15 protein-coding genes are annotated in these 19,686 nt (G+C 34.5%); all 15 read left to right on the forward strand.

Going from position 1 to position 19,686, the window contains the following annotated elements; translation table 11 throughout:
- Nucleotides 1–4: 4 nt before the first annotated feature.
- The 15 genes from BM238_RS09360 to BM238_RS09435 all read left to right on the forward strand — a co-directional run bounded on the left by BM238_RS09360 (nucleotide 5) and on the right by BM238_RS09435 (nucleotide 19,641).
- The gene (locus tag BM238_RS09360) at nucleotides 5–370 is read left to right on the forward strand and encodes an FtsL-like putative cell division protein (protein ID WP_090080161.1); all 366 of its coding nucleotides are present in this window, start codon (nucleotides 5–7) and stop codon (nucleotides 368–370) included.
- A complete protein-coding gene (locus BM238_RS09365; RefSeq protein WP_090080164.1) occupies nucleotides 354–2,339 on the forward strand; it encodes a penicillin-binding transpeptidase domain-containing protein in 1,986 nt (661 codons plus the stop codon). Before BM238_RS09360 ends, BM238_RS09365 begins: the two co-directional genes overlap by 17 nt.
- Before the next feature lie 56 nt (nucleotides 2,340–2,395).
- Nucleotides 2,396–3,856: a UDP-N-acetylmuramoyl-L-alanyl-D-glutamate--2,6-diaminopimelate ligase gene (locus BM238_RS09370; protein ID WP_090080166.1), complete on the forward strand. Its 1,461-nt coding sequence runs from the start codon at nucleotides 2,396–2,398 to the stop codon at nucleotides 3,854–3,856.
- Nucleotides 3,857–3,911: 55 nt separating this feature from the next.
- Nucleotides 3,912–4,274, forward strand: a complete 363-nt coding sequence (locus BM238_RS09375; RefSeq protein ID WP_090080169.1) for a four helix bundle protein — start codon at nucleotides 3,912–3,914, stop codon at nucleotides 4,272–4,274.
- 36 nt (nucleotides 4,275–4,310) lie between these two features.
- Nucleotides 4,311–5,552 (forward strand): phospho-N-acetylmuramoyl-pentapeptide-transferase, encoded by a 1,242-nt coding sequence (mraY, locus tag BM238_RS09380; protein ID WP_090080170.1) that lies wholly within the window; start codon nucleotides 4,311–4,313, stop codon nucleotides 5,550–5,552.
- Nucleotides 5,553–5,790: 238 nt separating this feature from the next.
- Nucleotides 5,791–7,128: a UDP-N-acetylmuramoyl-L-alanine--D-glutamate ligase gene (murD, locus tag BM238_RS09385; RefSeq protein WP_090080483.1), complete on the forward strand. Its 1,338-nt coding sequence runs from the start codon at nucleotides 5,791–5,793 to the stop codon at nucleotides 7,126–7,128.
- Between the two features lie 50 nt (nucleotides 7,129–7,178).
- On the forward strand, nucleotides 7,179–8,414 hold the full coding sequence (locus BM238_RS09390) for an FtsW/RodA/SpoVE family cell cycle protein (RefSeq protein WP_090080172.1): 1,236 nt from the start codon (nucleotides 7,179–7,181) through the stop codon (nucleotides 8,412–8,414).
- Nucleotides 8,415–8,526: 112 nt separating this feature from the next.
- Nucleotides 8,527–9,642, forward strand: coding sequence for an undecaprenyldiphospho-muramoylpentapeptide beta-N-acetylglucosaminyltransferase (gene murG, locus BM238_RS09395; protein WP_394333977.1), 1,116 nt, complete (start codon nucleotides 8,527–8,529; stop codon nucleotides 9,640–9,642).
- Complete coding sequence (gene murC, locus BM238_RS09400; protein WP_090080175.1) at nucleotides 9,643–11,001, forward strand: UDP-N-acetylmuramate--L-alanine ligase; 1,359 nt, start codon at nucleotides 9,643–9,645, stop codon at nucleotides 10,999–11,001.
- Nucleotide 11,002: 1 nt separating this feature from the next.
- On the forward strand, nucleotides 11,003–12,013 hold the full coding sequence (locus tag BM238_RS14540; protein ID WP_233741943.1) for a cell division protein FtsQ/DivIB: 1,011 nt from the start codon (nucleotides 11,003–11,005) through the stop codon (nucleotides 12,011–12,013).
- 21 nt (nucleotides 12,014–12,034) lie between these two features.
- Nucleotides 12,035–13,399, forward strand: coding sequence for a cell division protein FtsA (ftsA, locus tag BM238_RS09410; protein ID WP_090080176.1), 1,365 nt, complete (start codon nucleotides 12,035–12,037; stop codon nucleotides 13,397–13,399).
- Nucleotides 13,400–13,488: 89 nt separating this feature from the next.
- Nucleotides 13,489–15,351 carry a cell division protein FtsZ gene (gene ftsZ, locus BM238_RS09415; protein WP_090080178.1) on the forward strand — a complete coding sequence of 621 codons (1,863 nt, stop codon included), beginning with the start codon at nucleotides 13,489–13,491 and terminating at the stop codon, nucleotides 15,349–15,351.
- A 132-nt stretch (nucleotides 15,352–15,483) separates the two neighbouring features.
- Nucleotides 15,484–15,930, forward strand: a complete 447-nt coding sequence (locus BM238_RS09420) for a GatB/YqeY domain-containing protein (protein WP_090080179.1) — start codon at nucleotides 15,484–15,486, stop codon at nucleotides 15,928–15,930.
- Between the two features lie 156 nt (nucleotides 15,931–16,086).
- The gene (locus tag BM238_RS09425; RefSeq protein WP_177205453.1) at nucleotides 16,087–18,252 is read left to right on the forward strand and encodes a S9 family peptidase; all 2,166 of its coding nucleotides are present in this window, start codon (nucleotides 16,087–16,089) and stop codon (nucleotides 18,250–18,252) included.
- Between the two features lie 219 nt (nucleotides 18,253–18,471).
- The gene (locus BM238_RS09435; RefSeq protein ID WP_090080182.1) at nucleotides 18,472–19,641 is read left to right on the forward strand and encodes a hypothetical protein; all 1,170 of its coding nucleotides are present in this window, start codon (nucleotides 18,472–18,474) and stop codon (nucleotides 19,639–19,641) included.
- The last annotated feature ends 45 nt before the right edge of the window (nucleotides 19,642–19,686 follow it).

A 19,686-nucleotide genomic window follows, 5' to 3' on the forward strand; every position in this document is an offset into this window, starting at 1 on the left:
CAAATTGGTAAAAAAACCAACATATAAAACCCAGAAGAAACTCACTTTTATTGATATTTTAAAAGGAAATTTTCTCAACCGTGATGAAGTAAAAATTCATTACAAATATTTTCTGTTGATTTTTGTCTTAATGATGATCATGATTTACAGCAATCATCTGGTAAGTACAAAAATTGAACAGGTGAATGCGTTAAAAGAACAAACTGAAGAATATAAATCAAGAAATGCGTACGCACAAAGTAAATTAATAAAGGTAAAATTAGAATCTGAACTTGGAAAAGAAATGGTCGCAGATTCTTTACTGACACTTGAAAATCACCCACATAAATTACTGATAAAACTAGATCCATCTGATGCAAAAGCAAAATGAATATGACGTAAAACGAAAAAACGCGTTGCGATGGGGTTACCTTTTTGCACTGACGGCGTTGGTTGTATTCGTGATATTTATTGCGCGCATTGCTATTCTACAAAACACCAATGTTGAGGAAATTCAGGACGATTATATCAATAAAAATTATAGAGAAGCAACTCTTCCTGCTGCCCGTGGAAATCTATATGCTTCTGACGGTTCGATCTTAGCGACCACTGTTATGCGCTACGATGTTTTTTTAGATTTCAGAACGATGCGTGATACTATTTATAATAATAATATTTCCGCGCTTACTGATTCTTTAAGTTTAATGTTTGGCAAACCCCGAAATTATTTCCGGGCGAAATTTGATTCGCAGAAAAAGGCTAAAAATCAGTATTACCAATTGATCAAAGGTTTAGATTTTGACGAATATGACAGAATAAGACACTTCCCTATTTTCAATAAAGGTAAAAATAAAGGCGGTTTTATCATTGACAGAAATTTTAAAAGAGAATTGGCAACCACAGAAATTGGCGCGGGCACAATTGGAATGGATAATGGCGAATATTCTTCCGGTCTGGAAGGTGCGTTTTCTAAATATTTAACAGGAACAGACGGTACGAGATTAGAGCAAAGAATTAACTCAAGCCAATGGAAACCAATCGATTACTGGAAAGTAAAAGAACCGGTTGATGGACAGGATGTTTATACAACTTTAGATCTAAGAATCCAGGATATCGCCCATTCTGCTTTAGAAAAACAATTGATAAAATTCAATGCAGATCACGGCTGTGTGGTTGTAATGGAAGTCGCCACAGGAAAAGTAAAAGCAATGGTAAATCTCCGTCGCACAGAACCCGGAATTTACGCGGATGCCTACAATTATATCATTAAAGACGCAACAGAACCTGGTTCAACTTTTAAAACTGTTTCGCTTTTAGCGGCGATGGACGATGGTTTAATCGATGAAAATACCCGCGTTCAAACTTCAACCGCCTGGACTTACGAAGGACAAAAAATTACAGATCACGGAAGCGGAAATTATGACGTTAGTGATGTTTTGGCGCATTCAAGCAACGTTGGCGCGGCAAAATTAATTACTGGTGCTTATCGCGATAAGCCGGAAGTTTTTTTAGACCATCTTAGAAAATGGAAAATGTTTGATAAAATGGACATTGAACTTCCCGGCGTTGTAAAACCAATTATTGTAACACCAGAAAATAAACGCTGGAACAAAGCGACTTTGGCGTCATTGGCTTATGGTTATTCCTCAAGATTTAGTCTGTTGCAAATGGCGGCATTTTACAATGGAATTGCAAATAAAGGCGTCATGCTAAAACCTCTTTTCATTGATAAAATTTTGAAAGACGGTCAGGAATTATTTACCGGAAAACCGGAAATAATGGTGAAAAAAATGGCTTCAGAAAAAGCAATCGCCGAGATGACTTCTGCTTTAACGCAAGCCGTAGAAAAAGGAACCGCTAAAAGTATTTACACGCCAAATTTAAAAATCGCAGGAAAAACCGGAACCGCCAGATTTGAATACTGGAAACCCGGACCTTTTAAATATCAGGCCTCTTTTATGGGATTTTATCCGTCAGATAATCCAAAATATACTTGTGTTGTGATGATTAATCAGCCAGATACATCGATTGGTTTTTATGGCGCTTCAGTTTCTGCGCCCGTTTTTAAAGAAATAGCAGGAAAAACTTTCCTTAAAACACCATTAAATATTGAAAAAGACTTATTGAAAGATAAAAAAGTAGATTTCAGCAAAATGGTTCATAATCCGGTAAAAGTGGTGATTGACTCAAACAAAATGCCGAATGTCACAGGTTTAATTGGTAAAAATATTATTCCTCAATTAGAAAATTTGGGATACAGCGTTAATTTTAAAGGCGTTGGGAAAATTAAAGGACAATTTCCACTTCAGGGAAGTGATTTAAAAAAGAATCAAAGAATATATTTGACTTTACAAAATTAATGTAGGAATTTGCCTTTGGCGAATTCAAAAATCCTGAAAGGGTGAAATTATTATAAATGAAATTAAAAGAACTTTTAAATAGAATTCCAACTTTAGAAATTCATGGTGAAATAAACCGTGAAGTCTCTGAAATTGTTTTTGACAGCAGAAAAGCCTTCAAAGCTTCTCTTTATGTTGCAGTAAAAGGAACAATTTCTGATGGTCATGATTTTATAAATTCTGCTATTGAAAAAGGAAGTTCAGTAATTGTTTGTGAAAATTTTCCAAATGATTTTAAAGAAAACTGTACTTACATTAAAGTAGAAAATGCTTCTAAAACTTTAGGCAAATTAGCCGCAAATTTTTATGGAAATCCTTCAGAAAAATTAAAGTTAATTGGCGTTACAGGCACAAACGGAAAAACTTCAGTTTGCACACTGCTATTTGATGTTTTTAAAATTTTAGGTTATTCTTCAGCACTAATTTCAACTGTTGAATATAGAATTGGTGACGAAATTATTCCATCGACGCACACAACGCCAGACGTTTTAACCATTAATAAAATTTTAGCAAAAGCCCTGGAAATCGGTTGCGAATATGCTTTTACGGAAGTTTCTTCCCACGGAATTCACCAGGATAGAATTGAAGGTTTGCATTTTAAAATCGCCGGTTTTACGAATATTACGCACGATCATTTAGATTATCACCACACATTTTTAGAATATTTAAATACTAAAAAAAGATTTTTTGATGAATTGCCTTCTTCCGCCGTTGCCATTACAAATGTGGACGACAAAAACGGAAATGTAATGTTGCAAAATACATTAGCAAAGAAAAAATCTTACGCCATGAAAACAATGGCAGATTTCCACGGAAAATTGTTGGAAGCGGATTTTAACGGCATGTTGATGAATTTCAACAACAAAGAAGTTTGGACAACAATCACTGGAAAGTTTAATGTTTACAATTTGCTTTTAGTTTTTGGTATTGCATCAGAATGTGGTTTTGAGGAAAGCGAAATTTTGACCGCAATTTCTCAGTTAAAACGCGTCAAAGGAAGATTTGAAACTATAAAATCACCAAGCGGAATTTTCTTCATCGTCGACTATGCACATACGCCGGATGCGCTGGAAAATATTTTAGACAGTATTAATGAGATCCGGACAAAAAATGAAAGATTGATCTGTGTTTTCGGTTGTGGCGGCGATCGGGACAAAACAAAACGACCTGAAATGGGCGCAGTTGCAGCATCGAAATCAACTTTGGCAATTATAACTTCGGATAATCCGAGAAGTGAAAACCCGCAGGAAATTATCAAAGAAATTGAAGCCGGTGTAAAACCGGAAAACTATAATAAATTTTTAAGCATTCCAGATCGGAAAGATGCGATAAAATCAGCCATAAAATTCGCAGAACCGAAAGACATTATTTTGGTCGCCGGAAAAGGACACGAAAATTATCAGGAAATAAATGGCGTAAAACATCATTTTGATGACAAAGAAATTATTGCTGAACTTCTAAATATTATGGGTAAGTAATTATAAATGATGAAAGATAATTGATAATTGATAATTGATAATTGATAATTAAAAAATGGAAAATAATTTTAACCAAATAATTGCAGACCGAACAAAATTATTGACCGTAAAAATTATTAATAATTTTTCAAACTTACCTTACTCAGATAAAGTTTCGGTAATTAGAAAACAATTATTTAGATGTTCGAGTTCAGTTGCTGCAAATTATAGAGCAATGTGTAGAGCAAGATCGCTAAAAGAAAAATATGCTAAAATTTGTATTGTTGTCGAAGAAGCGGACGAAACAGTTTTTTGGCTTGAAGTAACAGAAGAAATAAATATGATATCGCGCGAAATATTAAAAGAATTAAAAAATGAAGCAATGGAAATTTTAAAAATAACCGCTGCTTACAAGAAAAAGTTAGGCGAAGGACTGTAATCAATCATCAATTATCATTAATCACTTATAGTAACTATGCTGTATTACCTCTACGAATATCTCACGAGCCACGGAATTTACATTCCTGGTTTAAATCTTTTAAGATATATTTCTTTTAGAGCAGCAATTTCTGTGCTTTTATCTTTGCTTATCGCAATGGTTTACGGTAAAAAAATCATCAATTATTTGCGTAAAAAACAAATGGGCGAAATGGTTCGCGATCTTGGTCTGGACGGACAAAAACAGAAAGAAGGAACCCCAACGATGGGTGGGTTAATTATCATTATTGCGACTCTAATTCCGGTTTTTCTATTTACAAGGGTTCTCAATATTTATATCGTTCTTCTAATTATTTCGGTAATCTGGATGGGCATCATTGGATTTATTGATGATTATCTTAAAAAAGTAAAGAAAAACAAAGACGGACTTAGCGGGAAATTTAAAGTGATCGGACAAGTTGGTTTGGGTTTAATAATCGGTATCACCATGTATTTTCATCCAGACATTACTGTCAAAAGAAAATATGCAGATGCAACCGTGATTAATAGAAATAACGTCGAACAAAACTTTCAGGAAGCCGAAAAAGCAACAATTTCTACCGTTCCTTTTGCGAAAAATAACGAGTTTGATTACAGTAAAATTTTATTCTGGATGTCGCCAGAAAAAGCCGCAGAATGGTCTTGGTTGGTTTTTATTCCTATTGTGATTTTTATCGTTACTGCAGTTTCAAATGGTGCAAATATCACTGACGGAATTGATGGTTTGGCTTCCGGCACAAGCGTCGTCATACTGCTCACTTTGGCGTTTTTGGCCTACGTTTCGGGTAATATAATTTTCGCCGATTATCTTAACATAATGTTCCTGCCAAACATGGGTGAAACCACCATTTTTGCGCTCGCTTTAGTCGGCGCAGTTATCGGATTTTTTTGGTACAATACTTATCCGGCTCAGGTTTTCATGGGCGATACAGGAAGTTTAATGCTTGGCGGAGTCATTGCAGTTTTAGCAATAATTTTAAGAAAAGAACTTTTGATCCCGATTTTATGCGGTGTCTTTTTAATAGAAAATATCTCGGTAATTGCGCAGGTTTTTGTCTTTAAATACAGAAAGAAAAAATTTGGTTTAGAATACGCGCAGAATAACAGATTATTTAAAATGTCGCCTTTGCATCACCATTATCAAAAAGAAGGTTACCACGAAAGTAAAATCGTTAACCGCATGATAATCATCGGTGTTATGCTCGCGATTATTTGTTTAATAACATTAAAAGTAAGATAGAATATGAATTTTAAACTTTAATATTTGGGCAGCAATTTGACTACGTCGAATGCTTACTAATTATTTTTTTATGGCAGCATTTCCGCCTTCCGTTCCCAATCTTTTTGCCACGAAATTGGTTTTTTAGAAAGAAAGGTTTTCGCAGGCAAAAAGGATTTCCACTCAAGTCGGGCTGCAATTAGTATCAAAGTTGAAGATTTTAGATAAAAATAAAAACTCTGAAAAGAGAATTAATTATATGAAGAAAATTGTAGTTTTAGGTGGCGGCGAAAGCGGTTTTGGCGCGGCTTTTCTCGCGAAATCTCAAGGTTTGGAAGTTTTTCTTTCAGACAAAGGTGAGATTTTGGAAAATTACAAACAATTATTAATTGATAACGGGATAGAATTTGAAGAAGGAAAACATTCAGAAGAAAAAATTCTAAGCGCAGATTGGATCATTAAGAGTCCAGGAATTCCGAAAAAAGCGGAAATAATTGCAAAAATTAAGGCAAAAAATATCAGATTATCTTCTGAAATAGAATTTGCCGCGGCTTTTACAGATGCAAAAATTATCGCGATCACTGGAAGCAACGGAAAAACAACGACCACTTCTTTAATTTATCACATTTTAAAAGACGCCAAACTAAATGTCGGTTTAGGCGGAAACATCGGGACAAGTTTCGCAAAGCAAGTCGCTAGTGAAAAATTCGATTACTATGTTTTGGAAGTGAGCAGTTTTCAGTTGGACGATGTTCAAAATTTCAGACCTTACATTTCTTTGCTTTTAAATTTAAGTCCGGATCATTTGGATCAATACAATTATAATTACGAGGAATACGCTTTGGCAAAATTTAAAATTGCCGAAAATCAGGAAAATGATAATTATTTCATCTACAATAAAGATGATGAAATGAGCCAGAAACTTTTAGAACAACTGGATTTAAAAGTAAATAAGATCGCATTTTCATTAAAGGAAAAATTATCGGAAGGTGGATTTATAGAAAATGGAACTATAAACGTCAATTTTAAAGACACTTTTTCAATGAAAATTGAAGATCTTTCTTTAGTCGGAAATCATAATATTGCGAATAGTTTAGCCGCTTCAATTGCGAGTAAAATACTGAACATCAGCAATGAAAATATCAGAAATTCTCTGATGACTTTTCAGGCGGTTGAGCACCGATTAGAAAATTTACCAGAAATAAATGGCGTCACTTTTATCAATGACAGCAAAGCGACCAACGTAAATGCAGCCTATTACGCTTTAGAAAGTATGACAAAACCAACAATTTGGATCGTTGGCGGAACGGACAAAGGAAATGATTATACGGAAGTTGAAGATCTCGTAAAAAGAAAAGTAAAAGCAATTGTTTGTTTAGGGATTGATAATCAGAAAATTATAGATTTCTTTAAAGATAAAAAAGAATTGATTTACAGCACTTCAAGTATGGAAGAAGCGGTAAAAGTGTCGAAATCTTTGGCAAAATTTGGGGATGCAGTTTTATTATCACCATGTTGCGCGAGTTTTGATCTTTTTAAAAATTATGAAGACCGCGGCAATCAATTTAAACAACAGGTTTTAAAAAACCACAATTAAAAAATACCCGTAAAAAAGTCCTCTCCTTTGGAGAGGGTTTGGGAGAGGATATGGAAAACCAAACTACAGAAAACAAATTTGAATATCTAAAAGGCGATAAAGTGCTTTGGATGGTCATTATTGTTATTTCTGTTTTCTCAATTTTCCCGGTTTATTCAGCAAGTTCAAATTTGCAATACATTGTGAATAATGGAACTACGACAAGTCACGTCATAAAACATATGGTTTTTGTTGTGGTAGGTTTGGCTATTATGCGCGGTGTGGGAACTATAAAATATGAATACTTGGGGAAATTAAGCAGTTTCCTTTTGGGCGTAACCATTGTACTTCTAATTTTAACAATTTTCACCGGACAAACTATTGATGGTGCATCGGCTTCACGCTGGTTAAAAATCCCCGGAACGCCGATCTCTTTCCAACCTTCGTCTTTTGCTTATTTAATGTTAATTATTTATCTCTGTCGCTATTTAACGAAAAAAATAAAACGCGAAAGACTTCCTTTTGAAAACGTACTCTATATTTTCGGACCGGTTTTACTGGTTTTTGGTTTGGTGGCAAAAGATAATGGTTCTACCGCTTTAATGATTTTAATGGTTTCTATTGCGGTTTTAATTATCGGTCAACTGAATTGGAAGTACATTGTCGGGTTTGCTTCAGTTTCAGTTATGGCAATTATTTTATTTTTAGTTGTCGCATTAAATACAAGTTTAATAGGCGGAAACCGCGTTCACACCTGGATGAGTCGTGTTGAAACTTTCACAAGTCCAAAAAAAGCGGCCGGCGTTGATGATGAAGCATTAAAAGCAAAAAATTACCAAGTCATGCAAGCCAAAGCGGCAATCGTTCACGGTGGAATTACTGGAATGGGACCAGGAAAAAGTGCTTTAAAAACAACTTTACCGCAATCCGTTTCTGATTTTATTTTTGCAATCGTCGTTGAAGAGTATGGAATAATTGGCGCTACTTTTTTAATTGCGCTTTATTTAATTATGATCATTCGGATCGTAATAATTGCCAGTAAGATGCCAGCATTTTTCGGGTCATTGTTGGTTCTCGCGATCGGGATAATGATCTTCGTGCAAGTTGCCGTAAATATTGCCGTAGCGGTAAATTTAATTCCTGTGACTGGTCAACCTTTGGCGCTGATAAGTTATGGTGGAACATCAATGCTGGTGACTTATTTTCAGTTGGGAATTATTTTAAATGTAAGTTCCAGAATACAGATCTACGATGAAGAAGGAATGGGCAAAAAACAGAATATTGAAGAAATAAACGATATCGCTTAAATCCCCTAAATCCCCAAAGGGGACTTTTAGAAAATAAAATATGACAGAAAATAGAAACATAGAGTCTAACGAAATTTCCCCCTTTGGGGGAAAGGGGGATTTTCGTGTTCTAATGAGTGGTGGCGGAACCGGCGGACATATTTTCCCGGCGATCGCGATTGCGCAGGAAATCCAGAAAAGATTTCCTGAAACAGAATTTTTATTTATCGGCGCTCAAAATAAAATGGAAATGGAAAAAGTGCCGCAAGCAGGATTTAAAATTGAAGGTTTAAACATTGCGGGATTTGACAGAGGAAATAAATTAAAAAATATTTCTCTTCCCTATAAAGTGATAAGTAGTTTGCTTAAAGTTAAAAACATCATCAAACAATTTAAACCAGATTTCGCCATTGGAACTGGTGGTTTTGCGAGCGCGCCGGCTTTGTACGTCGCCTCAAATTTGGGTGTGAAAACATTTATTCAAGAGCAAAATTCTTTACCTGGAAAAAGCAATCAGTTCTTGGCTAAAAAAGCACAGGCAGTTTTCACGGCTTATCCAAAAATGGAAAGTTTCTTCGAAAAAAGCCAGACTTTCTTTCTTGGAAATCCAGTTCGGGAAACTATTGTTAATGATTTAATTGATAGTAAAACTGCGAAAGAAAAATTAGGTTTAAATCCACAGATTTTAACCATACTTTCTGTCGGTGGATCTTTAGGTTCAAGAACTATAAATAACGCTTGGAAAGATAATTTAGAGAAATTAAAAGGAACTGGCTTTCAATTAATTTGGCAAACTGGAAAAACTGATTACGAAAAAATAGTTGTCAGTTGTCAGTTGTCAGTTGACGGAAAAACTGACAACCAACAACCAACAACTGACAACCAAATTACTATAAAAGAATTTATTTCAGATATGGCTTTGCATTATTCTGCCGCTGATGTGATTGTTTCTCGCGCAGGTGCGATCGCAATTTCAGAATTGGCGATTGCTAAGAAACCTTTAATATTAGTTCCATTACCAACTGCAGCAGAAGATCATCAAACTAAAAATGCTTTGACTTTGGTTGAAAAAAATGCCGCAAAAATGGTAAAAGACACCGAAATGAAAGATAAATTTTGGCCTACTTTAATGGAAATCTGCGAGAATGAAAATCTTCGCAAAACGATGAGCGAAAATTTAGAAGATTTTGCAAAACCAAATGCAACGCAAGAAATTGTAGATGAAATATTAAAAATAATTAATAATTAAATGAGTCATTTCAGTTCATATCAAAATTTTTATTTCGTTGGCATCGGCGGCATCGGAATGTCGGCGCTTGCAAGATATTTTCACTCAATCGGTGGAAATGTTTTGGGTTATGATAAAACTGAAACAAAATTGACTTCCGCCTTAATTTCTGAAGGAATAAAAATTAATTTCGAAGATAAAGTAAGTGACGAACTTTTAAAATTAACAAAAGAAAATACGCTGGTCATTTACACGCCAGCAATTAAAAAATTAGAAATTTTAGACTTTTTTACTGAGTTAAATTTTACCATTTATAAAAGAGCGCGCGTTTTAGGAATGATCACGGATCATACGGAATGCATTGCAATTGCAGGAACTCACGGTAAAACAACAACCTCATCTTTGGTAGCGCATCTTTGCAAAGAAGCCAACCTTCCCTTTTCCGGATTTTTAGGCGGAATTGCAGAAAATTTTAAATCTAATTTTATTTTTAACGGTAATGAAATTTCTGTTGTTGAAGCCGATGAATACGACCGTTCTTTCATGAATTTAAAACCGGATTGGGCAGTCATAACTTCCCTTGATGCTGATCATTTGGACATTTACGGCGATAAAGAAACTATTGAAAAAAGTTTTCGCGATTTTGGTGCTTTGGTTGAAAATGACAATCAGTTATTTGTAAGAAAAGGAATTGAAATTGGCCGTGGTGCAAAAACTTATGCCGTAAATGAAAAAGCACATTTTTATTCCGACAATCTTCGGATGGAAAAAGATTTCATTTATTTTGATTTCCACACAGAGACTAAGAAAGTTGAAGATTTTATTTGGGAAATTCCGGGTATTCACAATGTGGAAAATGCGACTGCGGCAATTGCAATTTTACATGGAAAGGGGGTTGATTTTGAAATGATTAAAAGAGGAATTAGAAGTTTTAAAGGTATAAAACGCCGTTACACAAAGTATTTCTTCGACAATGGTAAAAATTATATTGACGATTATGCGCATCATCCGACGGAATTAGACGCGGTCATTGGAAGTATAAAAACATTTCATCCCAATAAAAAATTATTGGTTGTTTTTCAGCCGCATTTGTTCAGCAGAACACGCGATTTTGCTGATGATTTTGCTAAAAGTTTGGAAGCCGCAGATGAACTAATTCTTTTGGATATTTACCCAGCAAGAGAACTTCAGGAAAACTTTGAAGGTGTAACCTCTAAATGGTTATTAAATAAAATTAATTTAAAAAATAAAGAAGTTTCGACTTTAAACGAGGCTTTTAACAAAATAAAAGAAAAAGAGTTCGATATTTTATTAACAGTTGGCGCTGGAAATATTGACACATTAAGCGACCCAATAATTAATTGGCTTTCAAAAAATTAGAATGAAAAACAAATTCAGAATATTAAAAATATTGATCACGTTGATCCTTTTTGGGTTTTTGTTAAGTTTTTCATTGAAAAGATTTAACGGAAGATCTTTAGAGAAAATTACGATTAAGATGAACGCTTCAACGCCGGTTTATTTTGTAGACGAAAAAGAGGTAAAAGATCTGGTAAAAAAAGAAAATCCAACACTGAAAATTGGGGATTTAAACATTCCGCTTTTAGAAAAAAAACTAAACAGAATGCCTGCAGTTGACAGCGCAAATGTTTATTTAAACTTGAATGGAAACTTAAATTTAGACATTAAGCAAAGAGTGCCAATTTTTAGAATAATAAATGGTGATAATGATTTCTACGTAGATCAAAAAGGCGTTGAATTTCCCATTTCTAGAAATTATTCGCATCCGTGTATGCTTGTGACCGGCGAGATAAAAAAATCGGAATATGTGAAACTTGCCGATCTAATTTCAAAAATCGATAGTGATTCATTTAGCAAAAAATTTTTTATTGGAATATCGAAAAATAAGGAAAGTTACAGTTTGCTTACAAGCGATGGTTTTTATAGAGTAGAACTGGGTGATCTGGATAATATTGATTTTAAGGTTAAAGGTTTTAAAGCTTTTGTAACAAAATTTTTGGTTAATGAAGATCCTGATAAATACAGCCAAATATCTTTAAAATATGATAATCAAATTGTTACGACTTTAAACCCGCATTTTGAAGCGAATGACAGTATTCTTGCTGCAAATTATAAAGAATTTAGTAAAATTCCTGCTGTTGTAAAAATGCCTTCAACAACTGCAAAAAAATTACCTGAAAAATCAGTCAGTAAACCGAAAGTAAAAGCGGCAGAAAAGCCTCGCGAAAAGCCTAAAGTTGCGACACCGGTGAAAAAAGTAAAAACAGCGACAACAGTAAAAAAGCCAACAACCGTCGCAAAGAAAAAAGTGGTCGCTGCAAAACCGAAAGAAGCGCCAAAAAAGACCAAGGCAAAAATTAAAATAGAATAACAAAAAATAGCACAATCATAAATGGAAAATAACGAATATTCAGTAGGACTCGACATTGGAACTACAAAAATCGTGACCATTGTCGGACGAAGAAATGAACACGGAAAAATCGAAATTCTGGGCGTCGGGAAGGCAAAAAGTCTCGGCGTACACAAAGGCATTGTGAATAATATTTCACAAACCATCAGCTCCATAAAATCTGCTGTGGAACAGGCGCAAAACAGCGCGGGTGTAAAAATCCATAAAGTAACTGTTGGAATTGCCGGAAAACACATCCGTTCGCTGCAACATTCCGATTACATTATGCGCGATCATCCGGAAGAATATATTACGGAAGATGATATTGAAAAATTAAAAGATCAGGTAAAAAAATTGGTGATGCTTCCTGGTGAAGAAATAATCCATGTTTTGCCGCAAGATTATAAAGTAGATTCTGAAGGCGAGATTCAGGAACCTGTTGGAATGCACGGCAAAAGACTGGAAGCAAATTTCCACGTTGTTGTTGGACAAATGGGTTCTATCCGAAATATCGCCCGTTGCGTTCGTGAAGCAGGTTTAGAAATGGAAGCGTTGACTTTAGAACCTTTGGCTTCATCTGAAGCAGTTTTAACAAAAGAAGAAAAAGAGGCCGGCGTTGCGATCGTTGATATTGGTGGCGGAACAACGGATATTGCGATTTTTAAAGATAATATTATCCGTCATACTTGCGTCATTCCTTATGGTGGCGGCATTATTACTGATGATATTAAAGAAGGTTGTTCAATCATTGAAAAACATGCGGAACAATTAAAAGTAAAATTTGGTTCAGCGGTTCCTGATCTGGAAAAAGACAGCACTTTTGTAACAATTCCAGGTTTGCACGGCAGAAATGATAAAGAGATTTCCCTTAAAACTTTAGCACAAATCGTGAATGCTCGAGTTGAAGAAATTTTGGAAATGGTAAATACAGAGTTAAAAGCATACGGCGCTTTTGAACAAAAGAAAAAATTGATTGCAGGAATTGTGTTAACTGGTGGCGGTTCTAACTTACGTCATTTGAGACAATTAGCAAATTATACGACAGGTTTAGACAGCAGAATTGGTTTTGCAAATGAATACGTGGCAAATGATAAAAACCAACAATTAAAAGGTCCGGAATATGCGACTTCGATCGGACTTTTAATGGAAAGTTTAAAAATTCGCGATAAAAAACCTTATGAAGCTGAACTTCAAAAACAGGTTGAAGCGAAAATTGCAGAAAAAGAAGATAAAATTGAACCACAGATTTCGGAAGAATTGACGGTAGAAATTGAAAAAGGACACCGCGAACTGGCCAAAAAAGTGAGACCAACTTTCGGGGAATCTATTTTAAATAAAGTAAAAAAATTCTTCGAAGAAGTGGAGTAAATCAAAATGAGCAATGATTGTTAATAAGTAATTAAAAAATCAACTTTCAAAACTCATAAAAAATAATATCTTTAAAAATCAAACATAACATGGACAATATAAATAACAACACCGGATTTTCTTTTGACTTACCTAAAGGAAATTCTTCAATTATAAAAGTGATCGGCGTAGGCGGCGGTGGAAACAACGCTTTGCGACATATGTACGAACGCGGCATTCACGGCGTAGATTTCGTGATTTGCAACACAGATTCTCAAACATTAGATAATAATCCTGTCGCAAATAAAGTGCAATTGGGACTTTCAATAACAGAAGGTTTAGGCGCAGGGGCAGATCCTGAAGTTGGGGAAAAAGCCGCGATAGAAAGTATCGACGAAATAAAAGCGGCTTTGGGACAAAATACCAAGATGGTTTTCATCACTGCCGGAATGGGCGGTGGAACAGGAACTGGCGCTGCACCGGTCATCGCAAAAGTGGCCAAAGAAATGGGCATTTTAACTATTGGAATTGTTACCGTTCCTTTTAGTTTTGAAGGAAAAAGAAGATTGGATCAGGCCGATATTGGTTTAGATAAATTAAGAAACAATGTTGATTCTTTGATCGTTATTAATAATGATAAACTGCGTCAACAATACGGAAATCTTGGTTTTAAATCAGGTTTTTCTAAAGCCGATGAAGTATTAACAAACGCTGCAAAAGGAATGGCAGAAGTTATTACAGGATATTTTGATGTAAATATCGATTTCCGTGATGCTAAATCTGTTCTTCAAAATAGTGGAACGGCATTAATGTCAACGGGCGTTGCAACCGGCGAAAATAAAGCCGAAGAAGCGGTAAGAAAAGCGCTTGATTCCCCTCTTTTAAATGACAATAAAATCACCGGCGCTAAAAACGTACTTCTCTTAATTAGAAGTGGTTCTGAAGAAGCAACAATGGATGAGATCGGAATTATTAACGATTATATTCAAAAAGAAGCCGGCGATACGGCAGATATTATTTTCGGTGTTGGGTCTGACGAAGAATTAGGCGATGGAATTTCTGTTTTGGTTATTGCGACTGGTTTTTCTAAAGAATATTCTAAACATTCCGGTGTTACAGAAACCATTAAATATTCTTTGGACGGCAGAAGTTCTAATAAAAATCAATCGATAGAAACTTCTGAAAACGATTTTTCACGAGGATTTCCTTTGGATAAAAAAATTGTTAGTCTGGACGATGAAGATGATTTTAGACCGCAAACACCAGAAAACAGATTTCAGCAAAAAAAAGTTGCTGAACCAGCACAAGTGTCTTCTTACAATGAAATTGTAGAAAAACCTGTTGAAATGTGGGAAAAAGAGGATGAAAGTATGGAAAACCAATACAATCTTTTCTCTTTTGAAGATGAAGTTTCAGAAGAAGATCTGGAAGCAGAATCTCTTATTTTTGAAGTAGAAAAACCGATAAAAACCGAAGTAAAATCTGACGCTGTTGAATATAATTTCATGGTTAATGAACCAATTGCCGAAGAATATTTCATTCAGGAACCAAAAGTAGAAAAGTTTGTTTCAGAAGAGAAACCGGTTGAGAATAAAGTAGAAATTTTCGAAATCGAGACTTTTGTTAAAGAGAAAACAGAACCGAAAGTTGAAGCAAAGATTGTAGTTGAAAAAGAAGAAATTAAAGAAGAACCAAAATCTACTTCTTTTGGCGAAAGTCAATTTACGTTTGTTGAAGTTCCGTCTGATAAATTGAAAGTAAACGAGCGCAGAAATAAATTAAATGAGTTTAATTCCCGCTATCAAACAGTTGACAGCGATTTACAATTTGAAACAGTTCCTGCTTTTAGACGTAAAAATATTGTTTTAGATCACGAAAATCATTCTGATCAAAATATCCAGACTTATCTTCGGGATGACAATGGAAGAATGGAAGTTCGGGAAAATAGATTTTTAAATAAAGATGTAGATTAGGATCAATGTAACAATTTGAAAATGTAACAGTTTACCAATTAGTAAAAATAAATTAATTTTTTAATTGGTAATACCCTAATATTGTTACATTGTTAAACTGATAAATTGGTAGATTAATTAAATTAAATAATTATGAGTTTAGAAAATACGATAAGCGCCGCAATTGTAACCTCGATGAAGGCCAAAGATAAAGTCTCTCTCGATGCTTTACGCGCGGTGAAATCTCAAATTTTATTATTAAAAACGGAAGCAAAAGGCGCAGAAGTTTCTGACGAACAAGTCGTAACTATTTTGCAAAAAATGGTAAAACAACGGAAAGATTCTTTTGATCAATTTACGGCACAAAACCGCACAGATTTAGCAGAAGTAGAAACGGCTCAAAGCAAAGTGATCGAGCAATATTTACCAAAACAATTGACTTCAGAAGAACTTGAAGCAGAAATTAAAAAAATTATTTCTGAAACTGGCGCCGAAAGCATCAAAGATTTAGGAAAAGTGATTGGAATTGCGAGTAAATCTTTAGCCGGAAAATCTGACGGGAAAAGTATTTCTTTAAAGGTAAAAGAATTGCTTTCTTAAGATTTAAATAAATTCTCTGAACTTTATATTCGAAACCTTTTAAAAATCTATGAATTAATTTTCATAGATTTTTTTATTTTTATTTCCATTTTACAGACGGATTTAAAAACATTGTTTAACTTTAGTGCTGATAAATTTTAAAGAACATTTATAACTATGAAAAATACTTTTAAGCAAAAATTTCTACTTTTAATAATCATTGGTTTTAGCCAATTTTCTTTTGCCCAATATGGAACAGGAACTTATTGGTCTTTGGACGGCAATAATATAATGGAAGTTGATAATGGCGAAATTGTTTCTAAAAACGCGCAAGATGAATCGAAATCTACCACAATAATTTCAAAAGAAATGTTGACGCCTAAAGGAAAATCACCTTTAAATGTGGTTCGTTTTGCATTTTCAGAGGATAATCAAAAAGTCTTGATCGCTACAAATACTAAAAAAGTCTGGCGTTACGACACACGCGGCGATTCCTGGGTTTATGATTTAAAAACAAAATCTTTAAAACAGATCGGCAAAGACAAACCTGAATCTTCTTTAATGTTTGCGAAATTTTCACCGGATGGTAATAAAGTCGCTTACGTTAGCGGTCACAATATTTATGTAGAAGATTTGGCAAGTGGCGAAACAAAAGCCTTAACAACCGACGGAACATTGCGCTTGATCAACGGAACTTTTGACTGGGTTTACGAAGAAGAATTAGATTGTAGAGATGGTTTCAGATGGTCGCCAGACAGCAAATCTATCGCTTACTGGCAAATTGATGCGCAAAAAATCAAAAATTATTTGATGCTGAATACTACAGATGAATTGTATCCATTTACGGTTCCTGTGGAATATCCTGTGGTTGGCGAAGATCCAAGTTCCTGCAAAATTGGGGTTGTAGATTTAGCAACTGCAAAAACAACCTGGATGAATGTTCCCGGAGATGCTGTTCAACATTATATTCCGAGAATGGAATGGGCTAATAATTCTTCTCAATTAATTCTTCAACAATTAAACAGAAGACAAAATGAAAGCAAAGTAATGTTGGTTAATGTTAAAGAAAATACGGCGAAAGCCATTTATTCTGAAACTGATAAAGCGTGGATCGATGCAAAAGCGGAAGCAACTGGCTGGAGTTGGATTGATGGCGGCAAAAAATTTATTTGGCTAAGTCAAAAAGACGGGTGGAGACATATTTACGCGATTGGATTAGACGGAAAAGAACAATTATTAACGCCAGGAAATTATGACGTTATTGAATTAAACAGTGTTGACGAAAAATCAAAAACGGTTTATTTTATGGCTTCGCCGGATAATGCGACACAAAGTTATCTCTATTCTGTTCCATTAAATGGCGGAAAAGCAACAAAACTTTCGCCGGCAAATGAAAGTGGTTTTCACGATTACGACATTTCGCCAAACGGAAAAGTGGCGTTTCACAATTATTCCACTGCGAATATGTTTCCTTTAAGCGACGTTGTTTCTTTACCAAATCACAAACTTTTAAGCGGTGGCCAAATTGATCCAAGAGCGAAAAACTATAAAATTCCGAAAGTAGAATTTTTCAAAGTAAAAACTTCCGAAGGTGTCGAAATGGACGGATGGATGGTAAAACCAACCAATTTTGATCCGGCAAAAAAATACCCTGTTGTCTTTTACGTTTACGGCGAACCGGCTTCACAAACAGTTTTAGACAGATTTAGCGCTGGACTTAACAGACTTTATAATGGAAGTATGGCAGATGACGGTTATATTTATATGTCGGTAGAAGGTCGAGGTTCACCTTCGCCAAAAGGCAGAGAATGGAGAAAATCCATTTACCACAAGATCGGCGATATCAATATCAAAGATCAGGCTTTGGCTGCAAAAGAAATTATGAAATGGCCTTACGTTGACGCAGACCGCATTGGGGTTTGGGGCTGGAGCGGCGGTGGCTCTTCCACTTTAAATTTAATGATGCAGTATCCGGAGATCTACAAAACTGGAATTTCCATTGCAGCAGTTGATAATCAATTGAATTACGACAATATTTACCAGGAACGTTACATGGGATTATTGCCGGAAGACAAACATTATTTCGTAGATAATTCACCTTTGGCGCACGCAAAAGATTTAAAAGGAAATCTCTTAATAATCCACGGAACCGGCGATGACAACGTGCATTACAACAATGCGGAACAAATGATCAATCAATTAATTAAATACAATAAAACATTTCAATTGATGGTTTATCCAAACCGCACGCATTCAATTTCTGAAGGCGAAGGCACAAGCAAACATTTATCTTCAACTTACACCAAATTTTTAAAGGAAAATCTTCCAGCAGGCGGAAAATAATTTTAAAACCACTCTACTTTGCCAATCTTGAAAATTCGGGATTGGCAAAGTTTTTTTTGGGCAGACATTTCCGCCTTCCGTTCCCAATCTTTTTTTCAAATGCAAAAAAGGATTTCCACTCAAACCTAACGAAGTGGTTCGATCATTCAAATAACAAATAAATAAATCATCATCAAGTCGGGCTGCAATTTTTCGTATAAAACAAAGTTATTTTTTAAAATGAAAATAGTCAGAATACTTATTTTATCCTTTTTATTGATTTCAATTCTGGGTTTTTCTCAAAAGAAATTACCGATTGTTTACGCAAATTCCACAAAAGTAAAAATCTATGAAGAAGATAATCCAGTTTCAAATTGGAGTATTAATTCTAAATTAAAAATTGATCAGTACACCACAAATAAACTCGTAAAAACGAAAACCGTAAAATTTAAAACAGATATTGACTCTATCAGTTTTAAAATAAAATCCGGGATGAAACGTGATTTTATCGTCATTTTAAATGGAAAAGATTCTTGCCTCACAAGAATTCAAAGTCCGGAAGTAAAAAACTTCAGCAAATTAAAACCAGAGATCCACGATTCTATTCCTTTCTTTGTAAATAAATTCAACACCAATTATATGAATGTTGTGTTTAATAAAGTTGATTCCCTAAAAATGAACTTTGACACAGGCGCAAATGACGTTGACTTCACAAATGAAGCACTTCAAAAAAAAATAAAATCAAACCCAAAACTTTACGACACCGATTACGATTTCAAAATCGGAAAGAGAGATTATAAAGCCAAAGTTTATGATATCGAACTTGCCGGCAATGAAACTGATGGATTATTGGGTCGGGATTTATTTGACGGAATGGTTGTAGAATTAAATTACGACAAAAACAAAATGATCATTCATTCTAAAATGCCGACATCTATATCGAATGATAAGCAATATTCAAAATTTAATATTAAATATATCAAAGGAAAACCGTTCATAGAAACTGAAATCTCTCAAAATGGAATCCAAAACAAAAGTTATTTTCTCTTTGATTTAGGCTATCAAAAAACCGTCATGTTGGATAATGATTTACTAAATGAAAACCACTTCCCAACTGATAAAATGGCAGTCATAAAAAAAGTAATAATGCACGGAACCTCTGGTAATGAAGTTCCCGTGATTACTTCAAATTTAGAGACATTGAAATTAGGAAAATTCGAATTGAAAAATATTCCTACACAAATTTTAACGCAAAACAAACCAATACCAGGTTTAAAAATGCATATTTTAGGTAATGAAATTTTAAAAAAATTTAATACTGTTTTGGATTTTCAAAACAATGTCATTTACTTAAAACCAAATCATCTTTATGATTTAGCATTTTCAGATCAGATAAAAGAAAAAAGTTAAACTTTCCAGGAAATCTACTACAAAATTGTCATAAAATAATTATTA

Source organism: Halpernia frigidisoli (assembly GCF_900113805.1).
Taxonomy (GTDB): Bacteria; Bacteroidota; Bacteroidia; order Flavobacteriales; family Weeksellaceae; genus Halpernia; species Halpernia frigidisoli.

Coding starts and splice junctions, on each gene's coding strand:
- BM238_RS09365 (WP_090080164.1), top strand. CDS start 354: ATGCAAAAGCAAAATGAATATGACGTAAAACGAAAAAACGCGTTGCGA.
- BM238_RS09370 (WP_090080166.1), top strand. CDS start 2,396: ATGAAATTAAAAGAACTTTTAAATAGAATTCCAACTTTAGAAATTCAT.
- BM238_RS09375 (WP_090080169.1), top strand. CDS start 3,912: ATGGAAAATAATTTTAACCAAATAATTGCAGACCGAACAAAATTATTG.
- mraY (WP_090080170.1), top strand. CDS start 4,311: ATGCTGTATTACCTCTACGAATATCTCACGAGCCACGGAATTTACATT.
- murD (WP_090080483.1), top strand. CDS start 5,791: ATGAAGAAAATTGTAGTTTTAGGTGGCGGCGAAAGCGGTTTTGGCGCG.
- BM238_RS09390 (WP_090080172.1), top strand. CDS start 7,179: ATGGAAAACCAAACTACAGAAAACAAATTTGAATATCTAAAAGGCGAT.
- murG (WP_394333977.1), top strand. CDS start 8,527: ATGAGTGGTGGCGGAACCGGCGGACATATTTTCCCGGCGATCGCGATT.
- murC (WP_090080175.1), top strand. CDS start 9,643: ATGAGTCATTTCAGTTCATATCAAAATTTTTATTTCGTTGGCATCGGC.
- BM238_RS14540 (WP_233741943.1), top strand. CDS start 11,003: ATGAAAAACAAATTCAGAATATTAAAAATATTGATCACGTTGATCCTT.
- ftsA (WP_090080176.1), top strand. CDS start 12,035: ATGGAAAATAACGAATATTCAGTAGGACTCGACATTGGAACTACAAAA.
- ftsZ (WP_090080178.1), top strand. CDS start 13,489: ATGGACAATATAAATAACAACACCGGATTTTCTTTTGACTTACCTAAA.
- BM238_RS09420 (WP_090080179.1), top strand. CDS start 15,484: ATGAGTTTAGAAAATACGATAAGCGCCGCAATTGTAACCTCGATGAAG.
- BM238_RS09425 (WP_177205453.1), top strand. CDS start 16,087: ATGAAAAATACTTTTAAGCAAAAATTTCTACTTTTAATAATCATTGGT.
- BM238_RS09435 (WP_090080182.1), top strand. CDS start 18,472: ATGAAAATAGTCAGAATACTTATTTTATCCTTTTTATTGATTTCAATT.